The organism is Pseudoduganella sp. LjRoot289, assembly GCF_964252925.1.
In the GTDB taxonomy this organism is placed as follows: domain Bacteria; phylum Pseudomonadota; class Gammaproteobacteria; order Burkholderiales; family Burkholderiaceae_D; genus Rugamonas.
Genome location: NZ_CAXUPN020000001.1, coordinates 119,592 through 145,284, shown reverse-complemented (window position 1 = coordinate 145,284; position 25,693 = coordinate 119,592). Strand labels below are relative to the sequence as shown.

The following is a 25,693-nucleotide window of genomic DNA, read 5'->3' as shown; positions in this document are numbered from 1 at the left end:
AGCAATAATAAATTTCATAGACGTAAGATGCGTTACGACATACACACAAACATGCCGGCAACAGTCCTCCGCACGGCCACAAAGTTCAGCTCCGGGGCACGGGCAATCCGTTCCGAATCAGGCAGCTGGCGACGATAACAAAGAAAAATAAAATGGGAGTTTGCTTCGCACAAACAAGGGCCGACAGCCGTCTTGACTGCCGACCAGGTGACTAGCAGGTTTACATCAAAGGACATTCAAATGACCATTTTTGACAACTACGCAGCACGGTACGAGCGCACCAAGGAAGAGGAAATGTCGATGACAGAATACCTCGCGCTTTGCAAGAAGGATCGGCTCACCTACGCCACGGCGCCGGAACGCATGCTGGCCGCCATCGGCGAGCCCACGCTGGTCGACACGCGCAACGACACCCGGCTGTCCCGCATTTTCGCCAACAAGGTCATCAAGATCTACCCCGCCTTCCGCGAGTTCTACGGCACCGAGGAGGTCATCGAGCAGGTGGTGTCCTTCTTCCGCCACGCGGCGCAAGGCCTGGAAGAGCGCAAGCAGATCCTTTACCTGCTCGGTCCCGTCGGCGGCGGCAAGTCGTCGATCGCCGAGAAACTGAAATCGCTGATGGAGCAGGTGCCCTTCTACTGCCTGAAGGGGTCGCCGGTCAACGAGTCGCCGCTGGGCCTGTTCAACGAGCTCGAGGACGGCACCATCCTGGAAGAGGACTACGGCATCCCGCGCCGCTACCTGCGCAACATCCCCAGCCCGTGGGCGGTCAAGCGCCTGCACGAGTTCAACGGCGACATCAACCAGTTCCGCGTGGTCAAGCGCTATCCGTCCATCCTGAAGCAGGTCGCGATCTCGAAGACCGAGCCGGGCGACGAGAACAACCAGGACATTTCCTCGCTGGTGGGCAAGGTCGACATCCGCAAGCTGGAGGATTACGCGCAGGACGATCCGGACGCCTACAGCTACTCCGGCGGCCTGTGCCTGGCCAACCAGGGCCTGATGGAATTCGTCGAGATGTTCAAGGCCCCGATCAAGGTGCTGCACCCGCTGCTGACGGCCACCCAGGAAGGCAACTACAAGGGCACCGAGGGCTTCGGCGCGATCCCCTTCGACGGCATCATCCTGGCGCACTCGAACGAGTCCGAGTGGAAGGCCTTCAAGAACAACCGCAACAACGAGGCTTTCCTCGACCGTATCTACATCGTCAAGGTGCCCTACTGCCTGCGCGTGACCGACGAGGTCAAGATCTACGACAAGCTGCTGGCCAACTCCTCGCTGGAGAAGGCGCCGTGCGCGCCGGGCACCCTGCGCATGATGGCGCAGTTCGCCATCCTGTCGCGCCTGAAGGACCCTGAGAACTCCAGCGTCTACAGCAAGATGCTGGTGTACGACGGCGAGAACCTGAAGGACACCGACCCGAAAGCGAAGTCCATCCACGAGTACATGGACTACGCCGGCGTGGACGAGGGCATGAACGGGCTGTCGACGCGCTTCGCCTTCAAGATCCTGTCCAAGGTGTTCAACTTCGACACCACCGAAGTGGCCGCCAACCCGGTGCACCTGCTGTACGTGCTCGAGCAGCAGGTCGAGCGCGAGCAGTTCCCGCCGGAGACCGAGCAGAAGTACTTCTCCTATATCAAGGAGCACCTGGCGCAGCGCTATGTCGAGTTCATCGGCAAGGAGATCCAGACCGCCTACCTGGAGAGCTATTCCGAGTACGGCCAGAACATCTTCGACCGCTACGTGACCTTCGCCGACTTCTGGATCCAGGACCAGGAATACCGCGACCCGGACACCGGCGAGAGCTTCGACCGCGAATCGCTGAACAACGAGCTCGAGAAGATCGAGAAGCCGGCCGGGATTTCGAACCCGAAAGACTTCCGCAACGAGATCGTCAACTTCGGGCTGCGCGCGCGCGCCAACAACGGCGGCAAGAACCCGGCCTGGACCAGCTACGAGAAGTTCCGCACCGTGATCGAGAAGAAGATGTTCTCCAACACGGAGGAGTTGCTGCCGGTGATCTCCTTCAACGCCAAGGCCAGCGCGGAGGACGCCAACAAACACGCCGACTTCGTCGCGCGCATGGTGGAAAAAGGCTACACCGCCAAGCAGGTGCGACTGCTGTGCGAGTGGTATCTGCGTGTGAGGAAGTCGTCCTAAGCCGGCGGTGCGATAATAGGGGCAGTGGCATGAAGACGGGCGGCGCCGCCGCCCGGTCCCGGCGCCGGCATTCATGTAGCAGCAGGAGGCACTTTGACTTACCTCATTGATCGTCGTTTGCAAGGCAAGAACAAGTCCGCGGTCAACCGCGAGCGCTTCTTGCGGCGTTACAAGAGCCAGATCAAGGACGCGGTGGGACGGGCCATCAAGGGCCGTTCCATCACCGACGTTGAGAATGGCGAAAAAGTCTCCATCCCCGTCAAGGATGTGGGCGAACCCTCGTTCGGCCACGCCCATGGCGGCGTATGGGAAGTGATCAACCCGGGCAACCAGGAATACCTGAAGGGCGACCAGATCACGCGGCCGAAAGGCGGCGGCGGCTCCGGGCGCGGCAAGGCCGGCAATAGCGACCAGATGACCGAGGATGATTTCATCTTCGAACTGTCGCGCGAAGAATTCATGAACTACTTCTTCGAGGACCTGGAACTGCCCAACCTGGTCAAGACCCAGCTCACGGCCACCACCGAATTCAAGAACCAGCGCGCCGGCTACACGGTGTCGGGCACGCCGTCCAACATCCACGTGCTGCGCTCGCTGCGCGGCGCGCTGGGCCGGCGCATCGCCGTCGGCGGCAGTTCGCGCAAGCGCCTGCACGAGGCCGAGCTGGAACTGCAGGCGCTGCTCGAGGCCGGCGCGCCGATGGAAGACCCCTACGTGGTGGAGTTGCGCAAGCTGATACACCATCTGCACACGCGCCTGCTGGCCATCCCCTATATCGACCCGTTCGACCTGCGCTACAGCAACCGCATCAAGGTGCCCAAGCCGATGACGCAGGCGGTGATGTTCTGCATCATGGACGTCTCCGGCTCCATGGACGAGAGCCGCAAGGATACGGCCAAGCGTTTCTTCATCCTGCTGTATCTGTTCCTCAAGCGCGTGTACGACAAGATCGAGGTGGTGTTCATCCGCCACCACACGGCGGCGGCCGAGGTCGACGAGAACGAGTTCTTCCACTCGCGCGAATCGGGCGGCACCGTGGTGTCGTCGGCGCTGCACCTGCTCAACAAGATCATCGACGAGCGCTACGGCGCCGGCCAGTGGAACAGCTACGTGGCGCAGGCCTCCGACGGCGACAACTGGGACAACGACTCGCTGCTGTGCAAGCAGTTGCTGGTCAACACCATCATGCCCAAGGTGCAGTACTACACCTACGTCGAGATCACCGACGGCCCGCCGCAGAACCTGTGGGAGCAGTACGCCCAGGTGCCGGACCTGCACCCGCACTTCGCCATGCAGAAGATCGTCACGCCGGCCGACATCTACCCGGTGTTCCGCGAATTGTTCAAAAAGCAGCCGAAATAAGCAGCCGAAATAGACCTCTCTATATTAAGCAGGGCTAAACATGAACCAGATGAGCAAACGCCCCCCGCATCCGCGCGCGCTGCCCGAACAGTCCGAATGGACGTTCGAGCTGATCGAGCAGGCGCACGAGGAAATCCGCCGCGTGGCCCAGGGCTTCGGCCTGGACACCTATCCCAACCAGCTCGAGATCATCACCGCCGAACAGATGATGGATGCCTACACCTCGGTCGGCATGCCGGTGTCCTACAACCACTGGTCGTTCGGCAAGCACTTCCTGTCGACCGAGAAGGGCTACAAGCGCGGCCAGATGGGCCTGGCCTACGAGATCGTCATCAACTCCGATCCCTGCATCGCCTATCTGATGGAGGAGAACAGCCTGACCATGCAGGCGCTGGTGATCGCGCACGCCGCCTACGGCCACAATTCCTTCTTTAAAGGCAACTACCTGTTCCGCACCTGGACCGACGCCGAAGCCATCGTCGACTACATGGTGTTCGCCAAGAACTACATCGCCGAGTGCGAGCAGCGCCACGGCATCGACGCGGTCGAGCTGCTGCTGGACTCCTGCCACGCGATCCAGAACTACGGCGTGGACCGCTACAAGCGCCCGGCCAAGCTGTCGCTGTTCCAGGAGCAGCAGAAGCAGAAGGAGCGCGAAGCCTATCTGCAGTCGCAGATCAACGAGCTGTGGCGCACCGTGCCGCGGCGCGACGAGGAGGAGGTCGACAAGCCGATGCCGCGCTTCCCGCCCGAGCCGGAGGAGAACCTGCTGTACTTCATCGAGAAGTACGCGCCGCTGCTGGAACCCTGGCAGCGCGAGATGGTGCGCATCGTGCGCAAGATCAGCCAGTACTTCTACCCGCAGCGCCAGACCCAGGTGATGAACGAGGGCTGGGCCACGTTCTGGCACTACACCATCCTGAACCAGTTGTACGACGAGGGCATCGTGGCCGAGGGCTTCATGATGGAATTCCTCAAGAGCCATACCAACGTGGTCTACCAGCCGCCGGTGCACAGCCCCTATTACAGCGGCATCAACCCCTACGCGCTCGGCTTCGCGATGATGACGGACATCCGCCGCATCTGCGAGAACCCGACCGCCGAGGACCGCGAATGGTTCCCCGACATCGCCGGCAGCGACTGGCGCAAGACGCTGGACTTCGCCATGCGCAACTTCAAGGACGAAAGCTTCATCGCCCAGTACCTGTCGCCGCGCCTGATACGCGAGTTCCACTTCTTCGCCGTGCTCGACGACGACAAGAACGAAAAGCTCAACGTCTCGGCCATCCACGACGAGATGGGCTACCGCTACGTGCGCCAGCAGCTGGCCGAGCAGTACAACCTGGGCAACCGCGAACCGAACATCCAGGTCTGGTCGGTCAACACGCGCGACGACCGCGCGCTGACCCTGCGGCACACCCAGTTCAACCGCCGGCCGCTGAACCAGCAGGCCAACGAGGTGCTCAAGCACGTGGCCCGGCTGTGGGGCTTCGACGTCCACCTGGAAACAGTCGATCCGCACGGCAATGTCATCAACACGCTGGAAGTCAAGCGTGAGAAGCGCAACCGCGGCAGTTGAAAACCGCCCGGGGGCGCCGCGCCCCCGTCCCCCTTGCGTCCGGCCCCCCGCCGCGCCGCGCATATAGATAGAATAATTTTTAAGAGCAGCTTAACGGGCGCCCGTCCGCCTTTTTCTTCTATAGTATTTATAGCAGAGTGCCACTTGCGGTTGCACCTTAGCAACGGTGCGCACCGAATTATTGCACTGCTGGTAGCTCAAAACTTGTAATGAAATTCCGTTTTTCGGCGAAAATATAAACATCATGAAGCTGAGAAAAAACTCTCCCCAAAATCGTGCCGGGAAGTCTTGCTTTTTGAGCCAGAACGGTGCAGCGGTGGGCGGAAAAAGGTCGCTAAGCACATGAAATTTAACCGGTTTTAGGGAGCAAAATTCTATGTAAATTGCGGAATTCGTATGTATAATTCGCCGACGTCCCGGATGCCGGCTGGAGCTTTTTGTCGCCATAACGGGGTTCGAGGTAGTACAAAAGAGTTGGTATTGGAGAAAGCAGGCATGAATTTCACGCATAACGAGAAGGACGCCAAGAAGAATCTCACTGGCATAACCATCGTGGTCTTGTTACACATCTTGGTTGCTTACGGGATCGTGTCGGGTCTGGGCAAACGTTTGGTCGCCAAAATGGTCGAACCCGTTGAAACCAAGATCATCGAGGAAGTCGCACCACCTCCTCCGAAAGAACTGCCGCCACCGCCACCACCGCCAGAGATGAAAGCGCCACCACCGCCCTTCATTCCTCCGGTTGAGGTGAACGTGCAGCAGCCGCCGCCGCAGCAGAACGTGATCGCCAACGCGACCAACGTGAAGCCTGCGACGAACGACTTGCAGAAAACGGCACCAGCCGCACCGCCAGCACCGCCGGCGCCGCCTGCAAAGCAAACTCGTGTGGATGCAAAGTTCGACCTGAACACTTGCAAACCAGAATGGCCTAAGTCGTCGCTTCGCAACGAAGAAACCGGCACTGTGACCCTGGAATTCCTGATTGGCGTGGACGGCCGGGTGGTCGAGTCGCGCGTCTTGAAATCCAGTGGCTTCCGTGACCTGGACAAAGCGGCGCAAAATGGTCTGGGCAAGTGCCCGTTCAAGCCTGCCATGGTAGACGGCAAGCCGGAACAAACGTGGACCAAAGTGCAGTACGTTTGGACGCTGGAGTAAATCGAGACTTATCCTGTCTCACCTTAGTTCGCTGTCATTCAAAAGCTATGGCGAACTGATTATTTTATCAATTTGGAGGAAGCATGTTTAAGAATACCCGTTTGTCCGCTGTACTGGCCGCTGTGCTGTTCTCGGTGACCGCAGCAACCGCTCTGGTCAGCGCCCCAGCCATGGCTGACGCGCCTGCCTCGGCAGCCGCTTCGGCACCTGCAGCGGCCCCAGCGGATGCAGCGGCAGCTCCAGCAGCTCCAGCAGCAGACGCAGCAGCTCCAGCAGCAGCACCAGCAGCAAGCCATGAAGAAGTTGAGAACCCATTCGGCTTCGAAGCCGTCTGGAACGGTGGTTTCGTTTCCCGTGGCACCCTGATCATCCTGACCATCATGTCGATGGGTTCGTGGTACATCATCGTCACCAAGCTGATCGACCAGATGAAGATCTTCAAGCAGTCGAAGGAATCGTCGGCCAAGTTCTGGAAAGCCTCGTCGATCGCCGCCGGCGCAGCATCGCTGACCGATGGCTCGCCATTCCGTTTCATCGCTGAAACCGGTACGAAAGCCACCGCGCACCACGACGGCGCCCTGCTGGAACAAATCGACCTGTCGACCTGGGTGACGATGTCGATCCAGCGCGCCGTGGACAAAGTGCAGTCGCGTCTGCAAGACGGCCTGTCCTTCCTGGCTACCGTGGGTTCGACCGCACCGTTCATCGGTCTGTTCGGTACCGTTTGGGGTATTTACAATGCACTGATCAACATCGGTATGACCGGTAACGCGTCGATCGACAAAGTGGCAGGTCCGGTGGGTGAAGCACTGATCATGACCGCTTTCGGCCTGTTCGTGGCAGTTCCTGCCGTGCTGGGTTACAACTGGCTGGTACGCCGTAACAAGACCGCAATGGAAGACGTGCGTTCGTTCTCGGCCGATGTGCACTCGGTGCTGATCTCCGGCGCGATGTCGACCAGCGAAGCTGGCCGCGCAGCCGGCGCTAAAAAGATTGGATAATAGCCATGTCGATGTCCGTAGGCTCCGATAGCGGAGAAGATCAGGTAATGTCAGAAATCAACACGACGCCCCTCGTGGACATCATGTTGGTTCTGCTGATTATCTTTCTGATTACGAGCCCGGTCGTTCTCAAACTGCAGAAGATCAAGCTGCCGGAAGAGACCAACCAGGTGATTCAGACCAAACCGGAAGACGTCAACATCGTTGTTAACAAGGATGGCGACATCTACTGGAATCAAAAGAAAATGGCGGACACGAATGAGCTGTTCGATTTTCTGAAAAAAGAGGCAGTGAAGTTGCCTCAGCCGGAAGTGCACGTACGCGGTGACCAAGAAACCAAGTACGAGTCCATCGGCCGGGTGATCTTCACGACTCAGCGTGCTGGTATCCAGAAGGTCGGTTTCATCACCGAACCGCCTGACAGGGGTTAAACACCCCGCTATGCCCCGGCCGGCAACCAGGCCGGGGCTGGTCCAGTCACCTTCGACAAAGGAAACACCATGAGTATGAATGTCGGTTCGCCCGCCGCAGGCGCGGATCCCGAACCAATGATGGAAATGAACATGACGCCGCTGATCGACGTCATGCTGGTACTGATCATCATGCTGATCATCACCATTCCAAAAGCCAACCACTCGGTGAACTTGAATATGCCGGTCGGCACCCCGCCGCCGCCTACCAAGGAACCGGTTGTGGTGACGATAGACGTCGACTTCGACGGTACGATACTGTGGGATAACCAGGTTGTTCCTGACCGCGCTACCCTGGAATCGAAACTGACCGCCGTGGCAGCGCAAGCTGACCAGCCCGAGGTGCACCTGCGCCCCAACAAGCTGGTGTCGTACAAATCGGTGGCAGGCGTGATGGCTTCGGCCCAGCGCTTGGGTGTGACCAAGATTGGTCTGGTCGGCAACGAACAGTTCCAGTAATCCGTACTATTTTTCGCAATAGGCAGGGCTTCCTGCCTATTGCGTTTTTACAGAAAGAATACTTCCTCATGACCAAGTTTCGTCTCGCTCACATCGGCCTGGTGATGGCCGCCATTGGTTTCACCGCCGCCGCTCCGCTGACCGGCCTGACCTCGGTCGCCTACGCTGCCGACGCGGTCAGCGCTGCCGTCGGCAAGCCGCTGCAGGAAGCACAGAAGCTGACGAGCTCCGGCAAGCACAAGGAAGCGCTGGCCAAACTGAAGGAAGCCGACGCGATCGGTGGCAAGTCCGAATTCGAGAAATACCAGATTGAGCGCGTGCGCGCCTCGGCGGCCGCAGCCGCCGGCGACAACGACACCGCCGCCCGCGCGTTCGAGGCCGTGGTCAATTCCGGCCGCCTGTCCGCCGCGGAAGCGCCAAAATTCACCCAGGCCCTGGCCGGCATGTACTACCGCGTCAAGGACTACCCGAAAGCCATCACCTGGATCCAGCGCGCGCTGAAGGACAGCCCGGGCGACGCGCAGATGCACGACCTGCTGGTCCAGACCTATTACATCAGCGGCAAGTACGCCGAGGCGGCCAAGGAACTGCAAGCGGGCGGCAAGCAGTCCGAAGGCAACCTGCAGATGCTGGCCAACATCCAGCTGAAACAGAATGACAAGGCCGGCTACGTCGCGACCCTGGAAAAACTGGCCTCCGGCTACCCGAAAACGAGCTACTGGGCCGACCTGCTGAACCGCGTGGTGGGCAAGCCTGGCTTCTCGAGCACGCTGAACCTGGACCTGCTGCGCCTGAAACTGGCGCTGGGCCTGCTGGCCAAGCCGAACGACTACATGGAAATGGGCCAGCTGGCGCTGCAAGTGGCCAATCCGGCCGAGGCGCTCAAAGTGATCGACCAGGGCTACAAGAAGGGCCTGCTGGGCACCGGCGCCGACGCCGGCCGCCACCAGCGCCTGAAAGACCTGGCCGTCAAGACCGCTGCCGAAGCGGTCAAGAACCGCGCCACCGCCGAAGCCGAGCTCATCAAGAACAAGGACGCCGACGGCCTGGCCAACCTGGGCTACGCCATGGTCAGCGAAGGCCAGGGCGACGCCGGCCTGAAACTGATGGACCAGGCCATCAAGTTCGGCACCGCGCGCCGTCCTGAAGAGCTGAAGCTGCACTACGGCCAGGCGCAAGCCATCGCCGGCAAGAAAGCGGCCGCGCTGAACACGCTCAAAGCGGTCAAGGGCACGGCAGGCGAGGCCGAACTGGCGCGCTACAACATCATGCAGCTGAACCGCCCGATGTAAGCTCCCGCCAGTAAGCTCCCGCCAGGGAAAAGCAAGCGCCGCCGGCCTCCGCCCGCGGCGCTTTTTTGCTTGTCGGGCGGCTTTTATGCTGCGCCGCAGCGCCCGCGCCGCGTTTCCGCGGTGTTTCCCTGTGTTTCCTTATGTGAATCCTGCCAACAGTCCGTATAATCCACCATTTAGCCCAGTTTTTCGCTCCAGATTCCCATGAAGGTATTTCGCGGACTACCCAATGCAGCGGCGCGCGCGCCCTGCGCGCTGACGATAGGCAACTTCGACGGCGTCCACCTCGGCCACCAGGCGCTGCTGGCACGGGTGCGCGCCGCCGCCGACCGCCTGCACCTCGAGGCGGCCGTCATGACGTTCGAGCCGCACCCGCGCGAGTTCTTCGCGCACAAGGCCGGCGACCTGTCCAAAGCCCCGGCCCGCATCGCCAACCTGCGCGACAAGCTGCAGTCGCTGGAGAAGAACGGCATCGACCGCGTCATCGTCGAACACTTCAGCACGCCGTTCGCCTCGCTCACGCCGCAGCAATTCACCGAGCAGGTGCTGGTCGAAGGCCTGCACGTGAAGTGGCTGATGGTGGGCGACGACTTCTGCTACGGCGCGCGCCGCGCCGGCAATGTGCAGATGCTGATCGAAGCGGGCCGGCACTACGGCTTCGAAGTCGAAACCCTGCCCACCGTGATGAACGGCGAACACCGCATCTCCTCGTCGGCGGTGCGCTCGGCGCTGTCCGAGGGCGACTTCGCGCACGCCGAACAGCTGCTGGGCCACCCCTATTCGATTTCCGGCCACGTGATCCACGGCGCCAAGCTGGGCCGCACCATCGGCTACCCCACGCTCAACCTGCGCGTGCCGCACCGGCCGGCGCTGGGCGGCATCTTCATCGTGCAGGTGCACGGCCTGGACGAAGGCGGGGCGGCGCTGCCCGCCGTGGCCAGCCTGGGCGTGCGCCCGACCGTGGAAGACGCCGGCCGCACCCTGCTCGAAGTGCACATCTTCGACTACGCCCGGTCCTGCTACGGCCGCAAGGTGCGCGTCGAATTCCTGGAAAAGATACGGGACGAGGAAAAGTTCATCGACCTGCCCACCTTGACCGCGGCCATCGACCGCGACGCCGAACTGGCGCGCGCCTGGTTCGCCAGGCGCAGCGGCGCCGTCATCTCCCCCCCGACCGAGTGACTCCCGCGGCGCAGCCCATCGCTGCAAGCACCAGGCAGTCACCGACACACACACTTGAAGATAGCTATGTCCGACAACAAGAAGGCAGCAAATAAGTATCCGGTCAACATGACCGAAACCCCGTTCCCGATGCGCGGCGACCTCGCCAAGCGCGAGCCGAACTGGGTCAAAGACTGGCAGGAGAAGAAGCTCTACCACCGCGTCCGCAAGGCCGCCGCCGGCCGCCCGAAATTCCTGCTGCACGACGGCCCGCCGTACGCCAACGGCGACATCCACATCGGCCACGCCGTCAACAAGGTCCTCAAGGACATGGTCATCAAATCGCGCTCGCTGGCCGGTTTCGACGCGCCCTACGTGCCGGGCTGGGACTGCCACGGCATGCCGATCGAAATCCAGATCGAGAAACTGCACGGCAAGAACCTGCCGACCGCCGACGTGCTGACCAAGGCCCGCGCCTACGCGCACGAGCAGGTCGAGCGCCAGAAGAAGGACTTCATCCGCCTGGGCGTGCTGGGCGAATGGGAGAATCCCTACCTGACCATGAACTACTCCAACGAGGCCGACGAGCTGCGCGCCCTCGGCCGGCTGCTGGAGAAGGGCTACGTCTACCGCGGCCTGAAGCCGGTCAACTGGTGCTTCGACTGCGGCTCGGCGCTGGCCGAGGCGGAGGTGGAATACCAGAACAAGCGCGACCCGGCCATCGACGTCGGCTTCGCCTTCCATGAATTCGACAAGCTGGCCAAGGCCTTCGACCTGGCTGCGCTGCCGACCCGGAACGGCTTCATCGTCATCTGGACCACCACGCCGTGGACCATCCCGTCCAACCAGGCGCTGAACGTGCACGCCGAAGTCAAATACGCGCTGGTGCAGACCGAGCGCGACGGCCAGCCCTTGCTGCTGATCCTGGCGCAAGAGCTGGTCGAGTCCTGCCTGGCGCGCTACAAGCTCGAAGGCACCACCATCGGCACCTGCATGGGCCAGGACCTGGCGGGCATCAGCTTCAAGCACCCGCTGCACGCGCGCGACGCCTTCTACGATCGCCTGTCGCCGATGTATTTGGCCGACTACGTGACCACCGAGAGCGGCACCGGCGTGGTGCACTCGGCGCCCGCCTACGGCCAGGACGACTTCATCTCGTGCAAGGCGCACGGCATGAAGGACGACGACATCCTGAAGCCGGTGATGGGCGACGGCAAATACATCCCGACCCTGCCGCTGTTCGGCGGCCTGACCATCTGGGAAGCGTCCAAGCCGATCTGCGACGCTCTGCGCGAAGCAGGCGCGCTGTTCGAGCTGAAGATGTTCGACCACAGCTATATGCACTGCTGGCGCCACAAGACCCCCATCGTCTACCGCGCCACCTCGCAGTGGTTCGCCGGCATGGACGCGCATCCGAAAGATGGCGGCCCTACGCTGCGCCAGACCGCGCTCAAAGCCATAGCCGAGACCACCTTCTTCCCGGACTGGGGCCAGGCCCGCCTGCACGGCATGATCGCCAACCGTCCGGACTGGACCCTGTCGCGCCAGCGCCAGTGGGGCGTGCCGATGGCCTTCTTCATCCACAAGGAAACCGGCGACCTGCACCCGCGCACCCCGGAACTGCTGGAGCAGGTGGCGCAGCTGATCGAAAAGGACGGCATCGACGCCTGGCTGGCGCTGGACCCGGCCACCCTGCTGGGCGACGACGCCGCCATGTACGTCAAGAACAAGGACACGCTGGACGTGTGGTTCGACTCGGGCACCACGCACCAGACGGTGCTGGGTGGACCACAAGGACGGGGCTCGCACGGAAAACAAAGCACCTTCCCGGCCGACCTGTACCTGGAAGGCTCGGACCAGCACCGCGGCTGGTTCCACTCCTCGCTGCTGACCTCATCCATGCTGAACGGCGGCGCGCCCTACAAGGCGCTGCTGACGCACGGCTTCGTGGTCGACGGCGAAGGCAAGAAGATGTCCAAGTCGGTCGGCAACACCGTCTCGCCGCAGGACGTGTCGAACAAGCTGGGCGCCGACATCCTGCGCCTGTGGGTGGCCGCCACCGACTACACCGGCGAGCTGTCGATCTCCGACGAGATCCTCAAGCGCGTGACCGAATCGTACCGCCGCATCCGCAACACGCTGCGCTTCCTGCTGGCCAACACCTCGGACTTCGACGCCAAGGCCAACGCCGTGCCGCTGGCCGAGATGCTGGAAATCGACCGCTACGCGGTGGCCGACATGGGCCGCTTGCAGGCCGAAATCGGCAAGCACTACGAGAACTACGAGTTCCACCCGGTGGTGTCCAAGCTGCAGAACTACTGCTCGGAAGACCTGGGCGGCTTCTACCTGGACATCCTGAAAGACCGGCTGTACACCTCGGCGGTCGATTCGCAGCAGCGCCGTTCGGCACAGACCGCGCTGTGGCACATCACGCAAAGCCTGCTGCGCCTGATGTCGCCGATGCTCTCGTTCACGGCCGAAGAGGCATGGGCGATCTTCGCCGGCGACGACGCCTTCAAGGCCAGCGACGAAACCATCTTCACGCAGACCTACTGGGACCTGCCGGAAGTGGCCGGCGCCGAAGCCCTGCTGGCCAAGTACACGGCGCTGCGCGCGGTGCGCACCGGCGTCACCAAGCAGCTGGAAGACCTGCGCACCTCGGGCGCCATCGGCTCCTCGCTGCAGGCCGAGCTGGAGATCAAGGCCTCGGGCGACAAATACAAGCTGCTGGCCAGCCTGGATGATGACTTGAAGTTCGTCTTCATCACCTCGCAGGCCAAGGCGGTGGAAGTGGCGGCGGAAGCCGACGAAGCGGTGGCTGTCGCCGCCTCGGCCGCGGCCAAGTGCGAGCGCTGCTGGCACTACCGCGCCGACGTCGGCAGCCACGCCGACCACCCGACGCTGTGCGGCCGCTGCCACAGCAACCTGTTTGGCGCCGGCGAAAAGCGCAAGTTCGCCTAAGGTGTCGTCCTCGCGCCGGCGGGGACCCATGCTGAATGCGCTCAGTATGGGTCCCCGCCGGCGCAAGGACGACAACGCATCCACCTACACTGTTTCCCATGGCCTCCAAACAACGTACTTTCAGCACCACCAAATCCTCCTCCGGCGGCCTGACGCCCTGGCTGGGCATTGCCTTCATCGTGCTGCTGCTCGACCAGGTCACCAAGATCACCATCAACAAAAGCTTCCGCTGGGGCGAGGAGATGGCCATCACGTCCTTCTTCAACCTGGTGCTGGCCTATAACAAGGGCGCCGCGTTCAACTTCCTGTCCAACGAAAGCGGCTGGCAGCGCTACTTTTTCACCGGCATCGGCGTCGCCGCCGCGCTGTACATCGTCTACCTGCTGAAAAAGCACGCCGGCCAGCGCATGTTCTGCTGGGCGCTCGCGCTGATCCTGGGCGGCGCCATCGGCAATGTGATCGACCGCATCCTGTATGGCCATGTGGTCGATTTCCTCGATTTCCACTGGAAGGGCATCGGCCACTTCCCTGCCTTTAACATCGCCGATTCGGCGATCTGCATCGGCGCCGCGCTGTTCGTGCTCGATGAACTGCGCAGAGTAAACAAGTAAGCAGGAGCTGCATCATGGAATTGACCGGTAAAAAAATCGTCCTCGGCCTGTCCGGCGGCGTGGCCTGCTACAAGGCGGCGGAGCTGTGCCGCGCGCTCACGCGCGAAGGCGCTTCCGTGCAAGTTGTGATGACCGACGCGGCCACCCACTTCATCACCGCCGTCACCATGCAGGCCCTGTCCGGCAAGCCGGTCTACACCAGCCAGTGGGACCCGCGCGTGGACAACAACATGGCCCACATCGACGTCACCCGCAACGCCGACGCCATCCTGGTGGCGCCCTGCTCGGCGGACTTCATCTACAAGCTCGCGCACGGCGTGTGCGACGACCTGCTGTCGACCATGTGCCTGGCCCGTCCCGGCAGCGTGCCGCTGCTGGTGGCGCCGGCGATGAACGTGGAGATGTGGCAGAACCCGGCCACCCAGCGCAACGTGCAGCAGCTCAAGGACGACGGCATCCAGGTCTTCGGCCCGGCCGCCGGCGAACAGGCTTGCGGCGAAGTGGGCCTGGGCCGCATGCTCGAAGCCGAGCAGCTGCTGGCCGAACTGATCGCCGCCTTCCAGCCCAAGGTCCTGGCCGGCAAGCGCATCCTGATCACCGCCGGCCCGACCTTCGAAGCCATCGACCCGGTGCGCGGCATCACCAATCTGTCCTCCGGCAAGATGGGCTACGCCGTGGCGCGCGCCGCGCGCGAAGCCGGCGCCGACGTGGTGCTGATCTCCGGCCCGACCGCCCTGCCCACGCCGTTCGGCGTGCAGCGCATCAACGTGCAAAGCGCGCTGCAGATGCACGACGAGGTGCTGTCGGCCGTCGACGGCCAGCACGTCTTCATCTCGGTGGCGGCGGTGGCCGACTGGCGCGTGGCCAATCCGAGCACGCAGAAGATGAAGAAAAAAGGCGACGGCACGGTACCGGACCTGAAGTTCGAACAGAACCCGGACATCCTGGCCACCGTTGCCACCCGCACCAACCTGGCGGGCTATCCGTATTGCGTGGGCTTCGCCGCCGAATCCGAAAACCTGCTCGAATACGGCGCGGCCAAGCGCGAGAAGAAAGGCATCCCTCTGCTGGTCGGCAACATCGGCCACCAGACCTTCGGCCAGGACGACAACACCATCATCCTGTTCGACGAAAACGGCCACACCATCTTGCCGCGCGCCGACAAGCTCACGCTGGCGCGCCAGCTGATTTCCGAAATCTCCAAACGCATCGACAAGCACTCCTTATTCCAATAGCGCCGCATGTCGTTCCCGCGAATGCGGGAACCCCTGGCGCGTATAGATTCCCGCATTCGCGGGAATGACACCGGTCCCTGAACATGAAAACTGTAGACGTCAAAATCCTCGATCCGCGCATGCAAGACCAGATGCCGGCCTACGCCACCCCGGGCAGCGCGGGCCTTGACCTGCGCGCGTGCATCGATACGCCCATCGTCATCGAGCCCGGCCAGACCGTGCTGGTGCCGACCGGCCTGGCCATCCACATCGCCGATCCGGGCTACGCCGCCATGATCCTGCCGCGCAGCGGCATGGGACACAAGAACGGCATCGTGCTGGGGAATCTGGTAGGCTTGATCGACTCCGACTACCAGGGCCAGCTGATGGTTTCGACCTGGAACCGGGGTCACAACGCGTTTACGCTGAATCCGATGGAGCGCCTGGCGCAACTCATTATCGTGCCCGTCCTGCAGGTGGGATTCAACGTGGTGGAAGAATTCGGCGGCAGCGAACGCGGCGAAGGCGGCTTCGGCAGTACGGGCAAACACTAAGGAAAACTTATGGCAGGCAGGGCGAACAAGGCGGTGGCGGGGGCGATACGGGTGAAAGCGCTGCGGGCAACGGTGGCAGGAACCAGCCGCCTGGCGGCACTGGCCGCGGCGGCATTGCTGTCGGCCTGCTCCACGTTCGCCCCGCAAAGCAGCGCCCCGCAGGCCACGTCCGCCACGCCCCTGCCGGCCGAACAGGTCACACCGGTGCTGTCGCCCAGGATGGCGGCCGCGCAGGAAACCCTGAAAACCATGGTCGCGCTGCAAGACCGCCTGACGCGCGTGTCCGCCCCGCTGCTGATCAACAATGCGGACCTGTGCAAGGGCCAGGCGCGCAACCTGCTCGGCTTCACCGCGCAGAACCGCTACTCCTACCCGGGCGAATACTCGGAAGCCTCGCACGCCGTGCTGGGTTACGGCGAACGGCTGCAGGTCAGCTCCGTGCTGGCCGGCAGCGGCGCCGCGCGCGCGGGCCTGCGCAAGGGCGACGGCCTGGTGGCGGTCGAAGGCAAGCAGCTGCAAGGCGGCCCGGACGCCGAATCGCAGGCCGCCGAAGTGCTGGGTCCGCTGGTCGGCAAGCAAGCCACGCTGAATATGACGATAGCCCGCAACGGCGGCAACCAGACGCTGAACGTGCCCGTCACGCGCGCCTGCGCCATCCGCGTCCACCTGGGCAACTCCGACAACATCAATTCCTACGCCGACGGCCAGCGCGTGCTGATCACGCGCGGCATGGTGAACTTCGCCCAGAGCGACGAGGCGATCGCCTACGTGCTGGCGAAGGACATCGCGCACAATGTGCTGGGCCACGCCGGCAGCATGCGCAACGCCGCCACGGTCGGCAGCATGATAGACAACCTGGTGCGCACCAAGCCCGACCTTTCGCTGCTGATCGGCGGCGCCGGCATCAAGGCCGTGCCGCAGGAAATGGACGCGGCGGCAGACAACCTGGCCTTGTACATGCTGGCCCGTGCCGGCTACAACATCGACCGCGTCAAGCCCTTCTGGCAGCGCCTGTCCACCCAATACCCGGCCACGGTGCTGAACGGCTACACCGCGGTGCACCCCGGTGTCGCCTACCGCCTGGCCGCCATCGACAAGTCCGTGGCCGACATCAAGGGCAAAATCGCAGGCAAGAAGCCGCTGGTGCCGTGATGCGCAGCGCCGTCCTTCCCCTGCTGGCGGCACTGCTCCTGGCCAGCCCTGCCCACGCGGCCAGGCTGGCGCAATGGAGCAAGCTGGCCAGCGACGGCGCGGGCACGCTGTACGTCGACAAGGCCAGCGTGGCCAAGGTGGACGCCGGCGCCGATGGCCCCGGCAGCGCCCGCAAAGCCTGGACCCTGGTGTCCTACCACAAGCCGCAGACCTCGGCCGACGGCAAGACTTACCGCTCCCTCAAAGCCCAGTACCTGTACTCCTGCAGGGACCACAGCGTCACGCTGCTGGCGCAGACCTTCTACCCCGCCACCATGGCGCGCGGCGAAGCGGTCGGCAACTTCAAATACGAGCAGTACGACGCCGAGGTGCCGGTCGCCGGCAGCCACACCGACAACGCATTCAGATACGTCTGCCGCCGCAAACTGCGCTGAGAAAACGGAATGTCCACGGCGTAGTATAGTGATGGCCATGGACAGCATAGACCTCGAAGTACTCAAAACCAGCGCCGCCTGGGTGGCCGCCGGCCACCGCGCCGAACTGGTCACCGTCATCAAAACCTGGGGTTCCAGCCCGCGCCCGATCGGCGCCACCCTCGCCATCTGCGACGACGGCCGCGTGGTCGGCTCGGTCTCGGGCGGCTGCATCGAGGACGACCTGATCGCCCGCGTGCGCGAGCAGGGCATCACCCGCAGCGTGCCGGAAGTGGTCAGCTACGGCATCACCGCCGACGAGGCGCACCGCTTCGGCCTGCCCTGCGGCGGCACCATCGAACTGGCCATCGAGCCGCTGGGCGCGCACAGCCGCATCGCCGAACTGCTGGACATGCTCGAGCAGCGCCAGCTGGTCGAACGCCGCCTGCGGCTCGACACCGGCGCCGTCGCGCTGTTGCCCACCACGGCCGGCAATGTGCTCGAGCTGAGCGGCCGGGAACTGGTGACGCAGCACGGCCCGCGCTGGCGGCTGCTGATCATAGGCGCCGGCCAGTTGTCGCGCTTCCTGGCGCAGATCGCCACCGCCATGGACTACCACGTCACCGTGTGCGACCCGCGCGAGGAATACCGCGCCGGCTGGCAGGTGGACGGCGTGCGGCTGGTGCACGCCATGCCGGACGACCTGGTGCTGGACATGCGCCTGGACCACCGCAGCGCCGTCGTCGCGCTGACGCACGACCCGAAACTGGACGACCTGGCACTGATGGAAGCGCTGAAGTCGGACGCCTTCTACGTCGGCGCCATCGGCTCGCGGGTCAACAACGCCAAGCGGCGCGAGCGCCTGGTGCAATTCGACGTGAGCGAGGCGCAGCTCGACAAGCTGCACGGTCCGATCGGCCTCTACATCGGCAGCAAGACCCCGGCCGAAATCGCCATCTCCATCCTGGCCGAGATGACGGCGGTGAAGAACGGCGTGCCGGCCACCATGCAGGTCAAGCACGCCGCCTCGCCCGAAGCGCCGTCGGCGCAAGACGCCCCCAACGCCTGCGCCGTGACCTGAATTCAACAGCAATTCAAAAGCAAGATTCGGCTGGCGCCGGCCGCACACCTCCCGCACACTGGCGCCAGCACACCACCACCGCCTACTGGAGCGCCATGAGCACTGCCAACCTGCTGCGCCTGATCCTGCTTGCCGCGATATGGGGCGGCTCCTTCCTCTTCATGCGCATCGCCGCGCCGGTGCTCGGGCCTGCGGTGCTGATCGAATACCGCGTGGTGTTCGCTTCGCTGTTCCTGCTGGCCGTGGCGCTGCTGATGAAAAAACCGCTAGCCCTGCGCCAGAACTGGAAGCACTACCTGGTGCTCGGCTTCTTCAATTCCGCCCTGCCCTTCCTGTTGTACGCCTACGCCGCGCGCACGCTGTCCGCCTCGGTGATGGCGGTGCTGAACGCCACCGCGCCGATCTGGGGCGCCGTCATCGGCGCCGTGTGGCACCGCCAGATGGTATCCGCGCGCGTCATGCTGGGCCTCGCGATGGGCACCGGCGGCGTGGCCCTGCTGGTCGGCTTCGACCACGGCAGCTCGCGCGAAGGCGCCGGCCTGGCGATCGCCGCGGCGCTGTTCGCCGCCTTCAACTACGGCATTGCCAGCACCTACGCCAAGTCGGCCAAGGCGGTCGATCCCTTCGCCAACGCGCACGGCAGCATGTGGGCAGCCTCGTTGCTGACCTTGCCTGCGCTGGCCTTCTTCCCGCAACCGGGCCAGGCAACCGTCGGCATCATGGGCGCGGCGCTGGCGCTCGGCGTGGTGTGCAGCGGCGTGGCCTACCTGCTGTATTACCGCCTGATCCGCGACGTCGGCCCGACCTCGGCGCTGACCGTCACCTTCCTCAGCCCCCTGTTCGGCATCCTGCTCGGCACCGTGTTCCTGGATGAAGTGGTGGGCTGGTACACGATAGCCGGTTCGGCCATCGTCATCGTCGGCACCGCGCTGGTGACGGGTTTCAAGCCGAGCTTGGGCTGGCTGCGCAAATCCGCCTCCGCAGGAAGCAGCACGTGATGCGGCACAAGGACCAGGACAAGGAGCAGCACGAAGAGCAGCACGAGAAGGAGCACGAGGGCCGGTACACGGCGCAGCGTATCGCCCTGCCGGACGGCTACCGGCTGCACGATGTCCTCGCCTTCCACAGCCGCGACGCCGAAAGCGTGGCAGAGCAGATCAGCCCCGAGCGGCTGCGCAAAGGCGTCGTCATGGACGGCGTGCCGCTGGTGCTGGATATCGCGCTGACGCCCGCCGCCGCCGAATACACCGTGCTCGCCGACCCGCAGCCGGCACACCGGATCCCGGCGCCGCACGCGGCAGGCGGAACCCGGGCCGCCGCCGCGCCCCCGGCGGCCCTGCCTGCCGCCCTGGCCGCGCAGGCCCGCGACGCCGTGCTCAATGTGCTCGGCCTGCGCATCGATCCGCAACCCTTCCTCGATTTCGCGTCCGGCGACGCGCTGCTGGGCGAGCTGTCGCGCCGCCAGCCCGGCCTGCGCATCGTACAGTCGGCCACCGTGTTCGAAGCGCTGACCTGGGCCATCATCGGCCAGCAGATCAACCTGCCCTTCGCCATCTCGCTGCGCCGTACCTTCATCCTGCAGGCCGGCACCGAGCACAGCAGTGGCTTGTGGTGCTACCCGGACGCCGCCGCTGCCGCGCGCCTGCAAGTGGAAGAGCTCACCAGCCGCAAGTTTTCGCGCGCCAAAGCCGAAACCCTGCTGCGTTTCGCCACGCTGGTCGCCAGCGGCGAACTCGATCTCGCGCCCGGCCCCGGCAACAGCATCGAAGACATCGGCAAGGCGCTGCTGGCGGTCAAGGGCATCGGCCCGTGGACCGTCAATTACGGCCTGCTGCGCGGCTACGGCTACCCCGACTGTTCGCTGCACGGCGACGTCGCCATCCGCGCAGCACTGCAGGCGCTGCTCGGTGAGGACAGCAAGCCGGACATGCCGCGCACCGAGGAAATCCTCAAGCGCTATGCCCCCCACCGCACCATGGCGGCGGCGCACCTGTGGGCCAGCCTGCACCCGCGCGCCGAGGATTGAGCGTTCAAAAGTGGTACTTGGTCTGCCTGGCCCACTTGCTGTTCGGGTAGTGCTTGTGCAGCAGGTTGAACGCCTCCCGTGAATACTGCGCGCGCAGCTGGTCCTTCTCCTCCTTGTCGGTTCCGTACGGGCACTCCATGCGGGTCGACGCGATCAGGAAATGCAGCGCCTTGGCCGCCTCCTCGTCGGCAGGCTTCTGCTTCGCCCACGCCAGCAGCGTCGGCGCGATGAACTCGGTGCGCAGCGGCAGTTTCAGGAAAACCTGCTGCTCCTTGCCGGCAGCCGCCAACTGTTCCGGAGACAGGTAACGCGGCGGATACTGCGGCTCGCCCTCGCTCCGCTCCGGCGCCCCCTCGCGGCAGCCCCACCGGCGGCTGTTGCCCTGCGCGTCGATGACGGTGGGATTGAGCTCCGGCGTGTTCACCAGTATCAGCGCGCCGGCCAGCTTGCGCTCCGCACCGCTGGCGGCCTCGCGGTAGCGCGCGTACAGATGCTCGGTAGTCTTGCGGCCCTGCGCCACGGCGTCCAGCAAGGACAGCGCGGTCGCTTCATCGTCCAGTATCAGGGCACGCGCCAGCATGGTTTCCTGCAGCGCCGTTTTCCACGCCGCGGGCAAGCGCGGATGCGCATGCAGGGCTTTCATTTCACTGGCGGGCAGGTAGCGGAACACGGCGCGGCCGAAGTCGTCGTCCATGTCGCCCTGCGCGGGCGCGCTGTCGATAGCCGCACCCGCCTCCACCGGATCCGGCTTGCGCGGCGCCGCCTGCAAAAACGCGTCCAGCGTGGCGGCCGACATCATCTTCAGCGCCAGGTAACGGTTGCTCGTCGCGGCCGACATCGCCTTGCCGTGGCTGGCCATCACGCGGTCGATGTCCTTGTCGGCCTGCGCGGCCTGCTTCTCCGACAGGGCGAGGCGGGCCAGATGGTATTGCAGCGTGAGGTAGAGCGGATGCTTCGCGGGCACGGCGGCCGCGGCCTTTCTCTCCTCCTCGCTCGCCTCGCCGGCATGGGCCAGCGTGAACAGGGGCGCCAGCCATACCGGGTCTCCCTGCTTCAGCCAGCGCTGGCGCAAGGCCGACAGCGCCTGCACGCGCGCCTGCTGCACGTCCTTGCCGTGCGCGTCTTCATACAGGTCCAGCGGCGCTTCGGCCTGCATGCTGCCTATCCAGGCCGTCAACGGCTCCTGCGCCGCGATCATCGCACTGCGCGGCTGCTTGTCGAGCAGGACCAGGTAGTCGCTCAGCAAGCGTGGCGTCTCCGCGTTGAACGGCTCCTGCTCCAGCCTGCGCGCCAGCACCGCGATGCGCGCGACAGGGTCCAGGCGCGCATCGACCAGCGTGACCATCTGCTTCGCTGGCGCGTACGTGGGCGCCAGCGCTTCCAGTTCTTTGCGCGCCAGCGCCAGCTTGGCCGCGCGGTCCGGCGCCTTGCCGTCCTGCTCCAGCGTGGCGCTGCGTATCAGGCTGCGTGCGGCGAGATAGGCGCCCAGCGTATGCCAGGGCGACTTCGCGTCCTGCGCCACGGCCAGGAACTGCTTGCGCGCCGCGTCGAAATTGCGTGCGTAGAAATGCGCGGCGGCGGTCTGGTAAGCCTGGTCGGCCTTCAGCCAGTCCGGCGCGTTGGCCGGCACTGCGGGCGGCAACTGCGCCACGCGCTTCGGTTGCGGCTTGCCGTACTGGTAAGGCGGTTCCGCGCAGTTCGCGAACACCGCGTCCTGTCCTTGCAGCCAGGCCTTGTGCCACTGATCGGCCTTGCCGCCGGCGCCGGCGGCCGCGCTGCCCGCCAGCTGGGCGCGCGCCTTCATCGTCAATGCCGCCTGCCTGAACGCGTCGGCATGGCAGTTCACATAGCTGGCGTTGTCGATATCGCCCATCACATCAAGCTTGACGTCGGCGGCCAGGCCCCATTGCTTCGCGTATGCCGCACGCTCCTTCAGCCAGGCGCCGGAACCGTTCTTCTCCGGCTCATAGCTGTAGTCCCAATCGCTGCCTTTGCCCACGTGCCAGCGGTCCAGCTCCAGCGCGGCCAGTTGCTGCGGCGCGAGCGGGCGTCCTTTCGCCGCCTGGTAGGCCAGGTACTGGTAGATGCGCCAATAAGTCCCAGGCAGCACGCCCAGCTTGCCGCCGGCGAACTGGGCCAGCACGCCCGGCGCCACCTGGTATTCGGATGCAAAGCGGTTGGCTGTGAAGCCGTCGCCGCCGCTCGATATCGCGTATTGAGGCAGCGCCGCGAGCAGCGCGGCGGCCACGAAGGAAGGGAGTCTGGAGAGTCGTGTCATGGGATAGCGGACAAGGTATCGGATTGCATGGCCTGCCAGCTGGCGGCAGTCCATGGACGGGGAGAAAAGTAATAGCCGCGCGCGGCCAGGCCGCGCAGCGCCGGTTCATCGCTGGCGTAGCCGGCTGCGTCGCGGCAGTAGGGCTGGACGAAACCTTGCCGGCGCAGGCGGCGGCGCAAGTCGTTCCGGCCTTGGCCCATGCGAAAAGCCATCGGCACCACTTCGTCGGCCACGCCGCCGGGCAGCCAGGCATCGTCCATGCACCACGACGCCAGTGCCGTGACCGACAGTGCGATGCGCGGATCGAGCTGGCGGCGGATTTCGGCCATGGTCCGCGCCAGGAAAGGCCTCTGCGAGCGGCGCACTTCGAAGTCCAGCTGCACCACATTGCGGCTGCCGCGCTGCGCCACGCGCAGCAGTTCCTGCACGATGCGCGCGGCCTGCTGCCCGTTCAGCGCGGGCGGCACGCGCCACGACGCGTCCACGTGGAGCACCGGCACCGTGGCCGCGCCATCGGCCAGCATCAGTGGCGCCACGCGAGGATGCACCAGCGCTTCCTCGCCGCGCAGCAGTACTGTCGACGCCACATAAGCCACGCCCACGTCGGCCGGAAGCCAGCGCATGTCCTCGGGCCGTTCCCAGGCCCACAGCATATGTGCGGGCAGCTGCGCCAGCGCCGGATGGCGGACCGCGTCGCCGGCGCGCACATCCGCCCGCAGAACAGCGCAGCTGATGCAGGCGAACAGAAGAATGAGGAAGCGTTGCATGGCGGATATCATAATGGAAAGCCGCCCGCATTTGCATTCCGCCCGCTTGACCCTGACGCTGCGTGAGGCTTTAGGCTATCCTTTCCATGACCTCGAAAGGATCAACATGCAGGAAGACAGCCCCAAACCCAGCGCCCTGATGGTCGCCACGCTGCGCGCCGCGCACCAGTTGCTGGATGCGCCGCTGATACTGGACGACCCGCTCGCCCTGCGCGTGGCCGGTGCCGAACGGGAAGCCGAGGTGCGCAGCAATCCGCAGCGCTTCCGCGATCCGCTCACGACCGCACTGCGCACCGTCCTCGTGATCCGCAGCCGCCTGGCCGAAGACACCTGGCTGGAGGCCCGCCAGCGCGGCACGATGCAGCATGTGATCCTCGGCGCGGGGCTGGACACGTCCGCCTATCGCGAAGAACTGCCCGTGCAGGCGCGCGTCTTCGAGGTCGACCTGCCGGCAACGCAACGCTGGAAGCGCGCGCGGCTTGCCGATGCCGGCATCGCTATACCCGAAGCGCTGCGCTACGTCGCGCTCGACTTCAGCGATACCACGCTGGCCGACGGCCTTGCGCAGGCCGGCTTCGATGCGGGCGCGCCGGCCTGCTTCAGCTGGCTGGGCGTCACGCTCTACCTCGGCAAGGACGACGTGGTGCGCACCCTGCGCTACATCGCCTCCTGCGCGGCGGGCAGCAGCGTCGTGTTCGATTTCGCCATCGCGCCCGAACTGCTGGAGGCGCGGGAGCGGGCGGCGATGGAAGCGATCACGGCCACCCTCGCGCAAGGGGGCGAACCGTGGAAGAGCAATTTCGCGCCTGCGGAACTGGAAGCGCTGCTGCGCGGCATGGGCTACGGCGCGGTCGAGCATTTCAACCGCGAAAACCTGACGCGGCTTTACCTGTCCGGCCGCGACGACGAGCTGCGCCTGGCCGGCACCACCGGCATCATCCGCGCCACCGTGGGCGGCGCGGCGCCATGATACGCGTCGGCGAACTGGCCAGGCGGTCGGGCTTGACGGTGCGCGCGCTGCACCACTACGACAGCCTGGGCCTGCTCAAGCCGTCCGCGCGCGCCGGCTCCGGCTATCGCCTGTACAGCGTCGCCGATGTCGCGCGGCTGCACCAGATCCAGGCCCTGCGCCGCTTCGGCATGGCGTTGGCCGACATTGCAGCCTTCCTGGCGCGGCCGGAGGCGCCGCTGGCGGGCCTCGTCGGCGAGCAGATCGCCGCACTGGACCGCCAGATCGCCCAAGCCGCCGCGCTGCGCGAACAGCTGGCGCAATTGCAGCGGCAACTGGACCAGGGCGAGCAACCCGGACTGGGCGACTGGCTGTCGGCGCTGGAACGCATGGCCACCTACGAAGAATACTTCAGCAAAGAGGAACTGGCCGCGCTGCCGCTGGCCGCCAGCGGCCCGCAGCGCGAGTGGGCAGCGCTGGTGGCGCAGGTGCGCGCGCTGATGGCGCAAGGCGCGCCGGCAGACAGCGCGCGAGCGCAGGCGCTGTCGCGGCAATGGATGTCCATGCTCGAGCGCGACACGGCATCCAATCCCGATTTCGCGCGCCGCCTGAACGCGATGATGGCGGACCAGGCCGCCGCCGGCCGGCACAGCGGCATCGCGCCCGATCTGCGGCACTACGTCGTGCAGGCCTTCAGCGCTTTCAAGCTCTCCATCTACGCCAACTACCTGGACGCAAGCGAACTCGCCCACATGCGCGAGCACAGCGGCAAACAGACGGAGGAGTGGCTAAGCCTGATCACGGCCGTGCAGGCGCAGATGCAAGCCGGCGCCCAACCGGACGCTCCCGCCACGCAAGCGCTGGCGCGCCAGTGGCTGGCCCTGTTCCAGCGCCACGCCGGCGCCGACCCCGCCACCCGCGACAAAATCCGCCGCGCCCACGAAGCCGAGCCCGTCCTGCTCTCCGGCACCTGGATGACGCCCGCCCTGCTGGCCTACCTCCGCACCGCCATCGCCACGCTGCCCGCCCCTTGATCCGCGCCAAG

At 64.7% G+C, this 25,693-nt stretch carries 22 protein-coding genes; 20 read left to right on the top strand and 2 right to left on the bottom strand.

The window, feature by feature from the left end; genetic code table 11:
- Positions 1–240 precede the first annotated feature (240 nt).
- From ACSQ8Y_RS00680 to ACSQ8Y_RS00595, 18 genes are all read left to right on the top strand, one after another.
- Positions 241–2,163 (top strand): PrkA family serine protein kinase, encoded by a 1,923-nt coding sequence (locus ACSQ8Y_RS00680; protein ID WP_436264547.1) that lies wholly within the window; start codon positions 241–243, stop codon positions 2,161–2,163.
- Between the two features lie 93 nt (positions 2,164–2,256).
- The gene (locus ACSQ8Y_RS00675) at positions 2,257–3,525 is read left to right on the top strand and encodes a YeaH/YhbH family protein (protein ID WP_436264546.1); all 1,269 of its coding nucleotides are present in this window, start codon (positions 2,257–2,259) and stop codon (positions 3,523–3,525) included.
- Between the two features lie 40 nt (positions 3,526–3,565).
- Positions 3,566–5,104: a SpoVR family protein gene (locus ACSQ8Y_RS00670; protein ID WP_436264545.1), complete on the top strand. Its 1,539-nt coding sequence runs from the start codon at positions 3,566–3,568 to the stop codon at positions 5,102–5,104.
- Positions 5,105–5,599: 495 nt separating this feature from the next.
- The gene (locus ACSQ8Y_RS00665) at positions 5,600–6,259 is read left to right on the top strand and encodes an energy transducer TonB (RefSeq protein WP_436264544.1); all 660 of its coding nucleotides are present in this window, start codon (positions 5,600–5,602) and stop codon (positions 6,257–6,259) included.
- An 83-nt stretch (positions 6,260–6,342) separates the two neighbouring features.
- Complete coding sequence (locus ACSQ8Y_RS00660) at positions 6,343–7,260, top strand: MotA/TolQ/ExbB proton channel family protein (protein WP_436264543.1); 918 nt, start codon at positions 6,343–6,345, stop codon at positions 7,258–7,260.
- Between the two features lie 5 nt (positions 7,261–7,265).
- Positions 7,266–7,691, top strand: a complete 426-nt coding sequence (locus ACSQ8Y_RS00655) for an ExbD/TolR family protein (RefSeq protein WP_436264542.1) — start codon at positions 7,266–7,268, stop codon at positions 7,689–7,691.
- A 69-nt stretch (positions 7,692–7,760) separates the two neighbouring features.
- Positions 7,761–8,189 (top strand): ExbD/TolR family protein, encoded by a 429-nt coding sequence (locus ACSQ8Y_RS00650; protein ID WP_436264541.1) that lies wholly within the window; start codon positions 7,761–7,763, stop codon positions 8,187–8,189.
- Positions 8,190–8,257: 68 nt separating this feature from the next.
- Entirely contained in the window at positions 8,258–9,481 is a 1,224-nt protein-coding gene (locus ACSQ8Y_RS00645; RefSeq protein WP_436264540.1) for a tetratricopeptide repeat protein, read from the top strand.
- A gap of 204 nt (positions 9,482–9,685) precedes the next feature.
- Complete coding sequence (locus ACSQ8Y_RS00640; RefSeq protein WP_436264539.1) at positions 9,686–10,663, top strand: bifunctional riboflavin kinase/FAD synthetase; 978 nt, start codon at positions 9,686–9,688, stop codon at positions 10,661–10,663.
- Positions 10,664–10,729: 66 nt separating this feature from the next.
- Complete coding sequence (ileS, locus tag ACSQ8Y_RS00635; RefSeq protein ID WP_436264538.1) at positions 10,730–13,603, top strand: isoleucine--tRNA ligase; 2,874 nt, start codon at positions 10,730–10,732, stop codon at positions 13,601–13,603.
- A 98-nt stretch (positions 13,604–13,701) separates the two neighbouring features.
- Positions 13,702–14,214, top strand: a complete 513-nt coding sequence (gene lspA, locus ACSQ8Y_RS00630) for a signal peptidase II (protein WP_436264537.1) — start codon at positions 13,702–13,704, stop codon at positions 14,212–14,214.
- Between the two features lie 14 nt (positions 14,215–14,228).
- Complete coding sequence (gene coaBC / locus ACSQ8Y_RS00625) at positions 14,229–15,449, top strand: bifunctional phosphopantothenoylcysteine decarboxylase/phosphopantothenate--cysteine ligase CoaBC (protein ID WP_436264536.1); 1,221 nt, start codon at positions 14,229–14,231, stop codon at positions 15,447–15,449.
- Between the two features lie 83 nt (positions 15,450–15,532).
- Positions 15,533–15,982, top strand: coding sequence for a dUTP diphosphatase (gene dut / locus ACSQ8Y_RS00620; protein WP_436264535.1), 450 nt, complete (start codon positions 15,533–15,535; stop codon positions 15,980–15,982).
- A 9-nt stretch (positions 15,983–15,991) separates the two neighbouring features.
- Complete coding sequence (locus ACSQ8Y_RS00615; protein WP_436264534.1) at positions 15,992–17,134, top strand: M48 family metalloprotease; 1,143 nt, start codon at positions 15,992–15,994, stop codon at positions 17,132–17,134.
- The gene (locus ACSQ8Y_RS00610) at positions 17,134–17,568 is read left to right on the top strand and encodes a surface-adhesin E family protein (RefSeq protein WP_436264533.1); all 435 of its coding nucleotides are present in this window, start codon (positions 17,134–17,136) and stop codon (positions 17,566–17,568) included. The genes ACSQ8Y_RS00615 and ACSQ8Y_RS00610 overlap by 1 nt, the downstream gene beginning before the upstream one ends.
- Positions 17,569–17,605: 37 nt before the next feature.
- Positions 17,606–18,628, top strand: coding sequence for an XdhC family protein (locus tag ACSQ8Y_RS00605; RefSeq protein ID WP_436264532.1), 1,023 nt, complete (start codon positions 17,606–17,608; stop codon positions 18,626–18,628).
- Positions 18,629–18,723: 95 nt separating this feature from the next.
- A complete protein-coding gene (locus tag ACSQ8Y_RS00600; RefSeq protein ID WP_436264531.1) occupies positions 18,724–19,626 on the top strand; it encodes a DMT family transporter in 903 nt (300 codons plus the stop codon).
- Positions 19,623–20,654: a DNA-3-methyladenine glycosylase family protein gene (locus tag ACSQ8Y_RS00595; RefSeq protein WP_436264530.1), complete on the top strand. Its 1,032-nt coding sequence runs from the start codon at positions 19,623–19,625 to the stop codon at positions 20,652–20,654. Before ACSQ8Y_RS00600 ends, ACSQ8Y_RS00595 begins: the two co-directional genes overlap by 4 nt.
- A gap of 4 nt (positions 20,655–20,658) precedes the next feature.
- Here ACSQ8Y_RS00595 and ACSQ8Y_RS00590 read toward each other — a convergent pair whose 3' ends face one another.
- Both ACSQ8Y_RS00590 and ACSQ8Y_RS00585 read right to left on the bottom strand, forming a co-directional pair.
- Positions 20,659–22,932: a hypothetical protein gene (locus tag ACSQ8Y_RS00590; protein WP_436264529.1), complete on the bottom strand. Its 2,274-nt coding sequence runs from the start codon at positions 22,930–22,932 to the stop codon at positions 20,659–20,661.
- On the bottom strand, positions 22,929–23,699 hold the full coding sequence (locus ACSQ8Y_RS00585; RefSeq protein ID WP_436264528.1) for a hypothetical protein: 771 nt from the start codon (positions 23,697–23,699) through the stop codon (positions 22,929–22,931). Before ACSQ8Y_RS00585 ends, ACSQ8Y_RS00590 begins: the two co-directional genes overlap by 4 nt.
- Here ACSQ8Y_RS00585 and ACSQ8Y_RS00580 point away from each other — a divergent pair.
- Positions 23,698–24,669, top strand: a complete 972-nt coding sequence (locus tag ACSQ8Y_RS00580) for a class I SAM-dependent methyltransferase (protein WP_436264527.1) — start codon at positions 23,698–23,700, stop codon at positions 24,667–24,669. The two genes, ACSQ8Y_RS00585 and ACSQ8Y_RS00580, sit on opposite strands and share 2 nt — an antisense overlap.
- A complete protein-coding gene (locus ACSQ8Y_RS00575; RefSeq protein WP_436264526.1) occupies positions 24,666–25,682 on the top strand; it encodes a MerR family transcriptional regulator in 1,017 nt (338 codons plus the stop codon). Before ACSQ8Y_RS00580 ends, ACSQ8Y_RS00575 begins: the two co-directional genes overlap by 4 nt.
- Positions 25,683–25,693 lie beyond the last annotated feature (11 nt).

Excerpts from the sequence above, each read along its gene's own strand:
- ACSQ8Y_RS00680 (WP_436264547.1), top strand. The coding sequence starts at position 241 with ATGACCATTTTTGACAACTACGCAGCACGGTACGAGCGCACCAAGGAA.
- ACSQ8Y_RS00670 (WP_436264545.1), top strand. The coding sequence starts at position 3,566 with ATGAACCAGATGAGCAAACGCCCCCCGCATCCGCGCGCGCTGCCCGAA.
- ACSQ8Y_RS00665 (WP_436264544.1), top strand. The coding sequence starts at position 5,600 with ATGAATTTCACGCATAACGAGAAGGACGCCAAGAAGAATCTCACTGGC.
- ACSQ8Y_RS00660 (WP_436264543.1), top strand. The coding sequence starts at position 6,343 with ATGTTTAAGAATACCCGTTTGTCCGCTGTACTGGCCGCTGTGCTGTTC.
- ACSQ8Y_RS00655 (WP_436264542.1), top strand. The coding sequence starts at position 7,266 with ATGTCGATGTCCGTAGGCTCCGATAGCGGAGAAGATCAGGTAATGTCA.
- ACSQ8Y_RS00650 (WP_436264541.1), top strand. The coding sequence starts at position 7,761 with ATGAGTATGAATGTCGGTTCGCCCGCCGCAGGCGCGGATCCCGAACCA.
- ACSQ8Y_RS00645 (WP_436264540.1), top strand. The coding sequence starts at position 8,258 with ATGACCAAGTTTCGTCTCGCTCACATCGGCCTGGTGATGGCCGCCATT.
- ACSQ8Y_RS00640 (WP_436264539.1), top strand. The coding sequence starts at position 9,686 with ATGAAGGTATTTCGCGGACTACCCAATGCAGCGGCGCGCGCGCCCTGC.
- ileS (WP_436264538.1), top strand. The coding sequence starts at position 10,730 with ATGTCCGACAACAAGAAGGCAGCAAATAAGTATCCGGTCAACATGACC.
- lspA (WP_436264537.1), top strand. The coding sequence starts at position 13,702 with ATGGCCTCCAAACAACGTACTTTCAGCACCACCAAATCCTCCTCCGGC.
- coaBC (WP_436264536.1), top strand. The coding sequence starts at position 14,229 with ATGGAATTGACCGGTAAAAAAATCGTCCTCGGCCTGTCCGGCGGCGTG.
- dut (WP_436264535.1), top strand. The coding sequence starts at position 15,533 with ATGAAAACTGTAGACGTCAAAATCCTCGATCCGCGCATGCAAGACCAG.
- ACSQ8Y_RS00615 (WP_436264534.1), top strand. The coding sequence starts at position 15,992 with ATGGCAGGCAGGGCGAACAAGGCGGTGGCGGGGGCGATACGGGTGAAA.
- ACSQ8Y_RS00610 (WP_436264533.1), top strand. The coding sequence starts at position 17,134 with ATGCGCAGCGCCGTCCTTCCCCTGCTGGCGGCACTGCTCCTGGCCAGC.
- ACSQ8Y_RS00605 (WP_436264532.1), top strand. The coding sequence starts at position 17,606 with ATGGACAGCATAGACCTCGAAGTACTCAAAACCAGCGCCGCCTGGGTG.
- ACSQ8Y_RS00600 (WP_436264531.1), top strand. The coding sequence starts at position 18,724 with ATGAGCACTGCCAACCTGCTGCGCCTGATCCTGCTTGCCGCGATATGG.
- ACSQ8Y_RS00590 (WP_436264529.1), bottom strand. The coding sequence starts at position 22,932 with ATGACACGACTCTCCAGACTCCCTTCCTTCGTGGCCGCCGCGCTGCTC.
- ACSQ8Y_RS00580 (WP_436264527.1), top strand. The coding sequence starts at position 23,698 with ATGGCGGATATCATAATGGAAAGCCGCCCGCATTTGCATTCCGCCCGC.
- ACSQ8Y_RS00585 (WP_436264528.1), bottom strand. The coding sequence starts at position 23,699 with ATGCAACGCTTCCTCATTCTTCTGTTCGCCTGCATCAGCTGCGCTGTT.
- ACSQ8Y_RS00575 (WP_436264526.1), top strand. The coding sequence starts at position 24,666 with ATGATACGCGTCGGCGAACTGGCCAGGCGGTCGGGCTTGACGGTGCGC.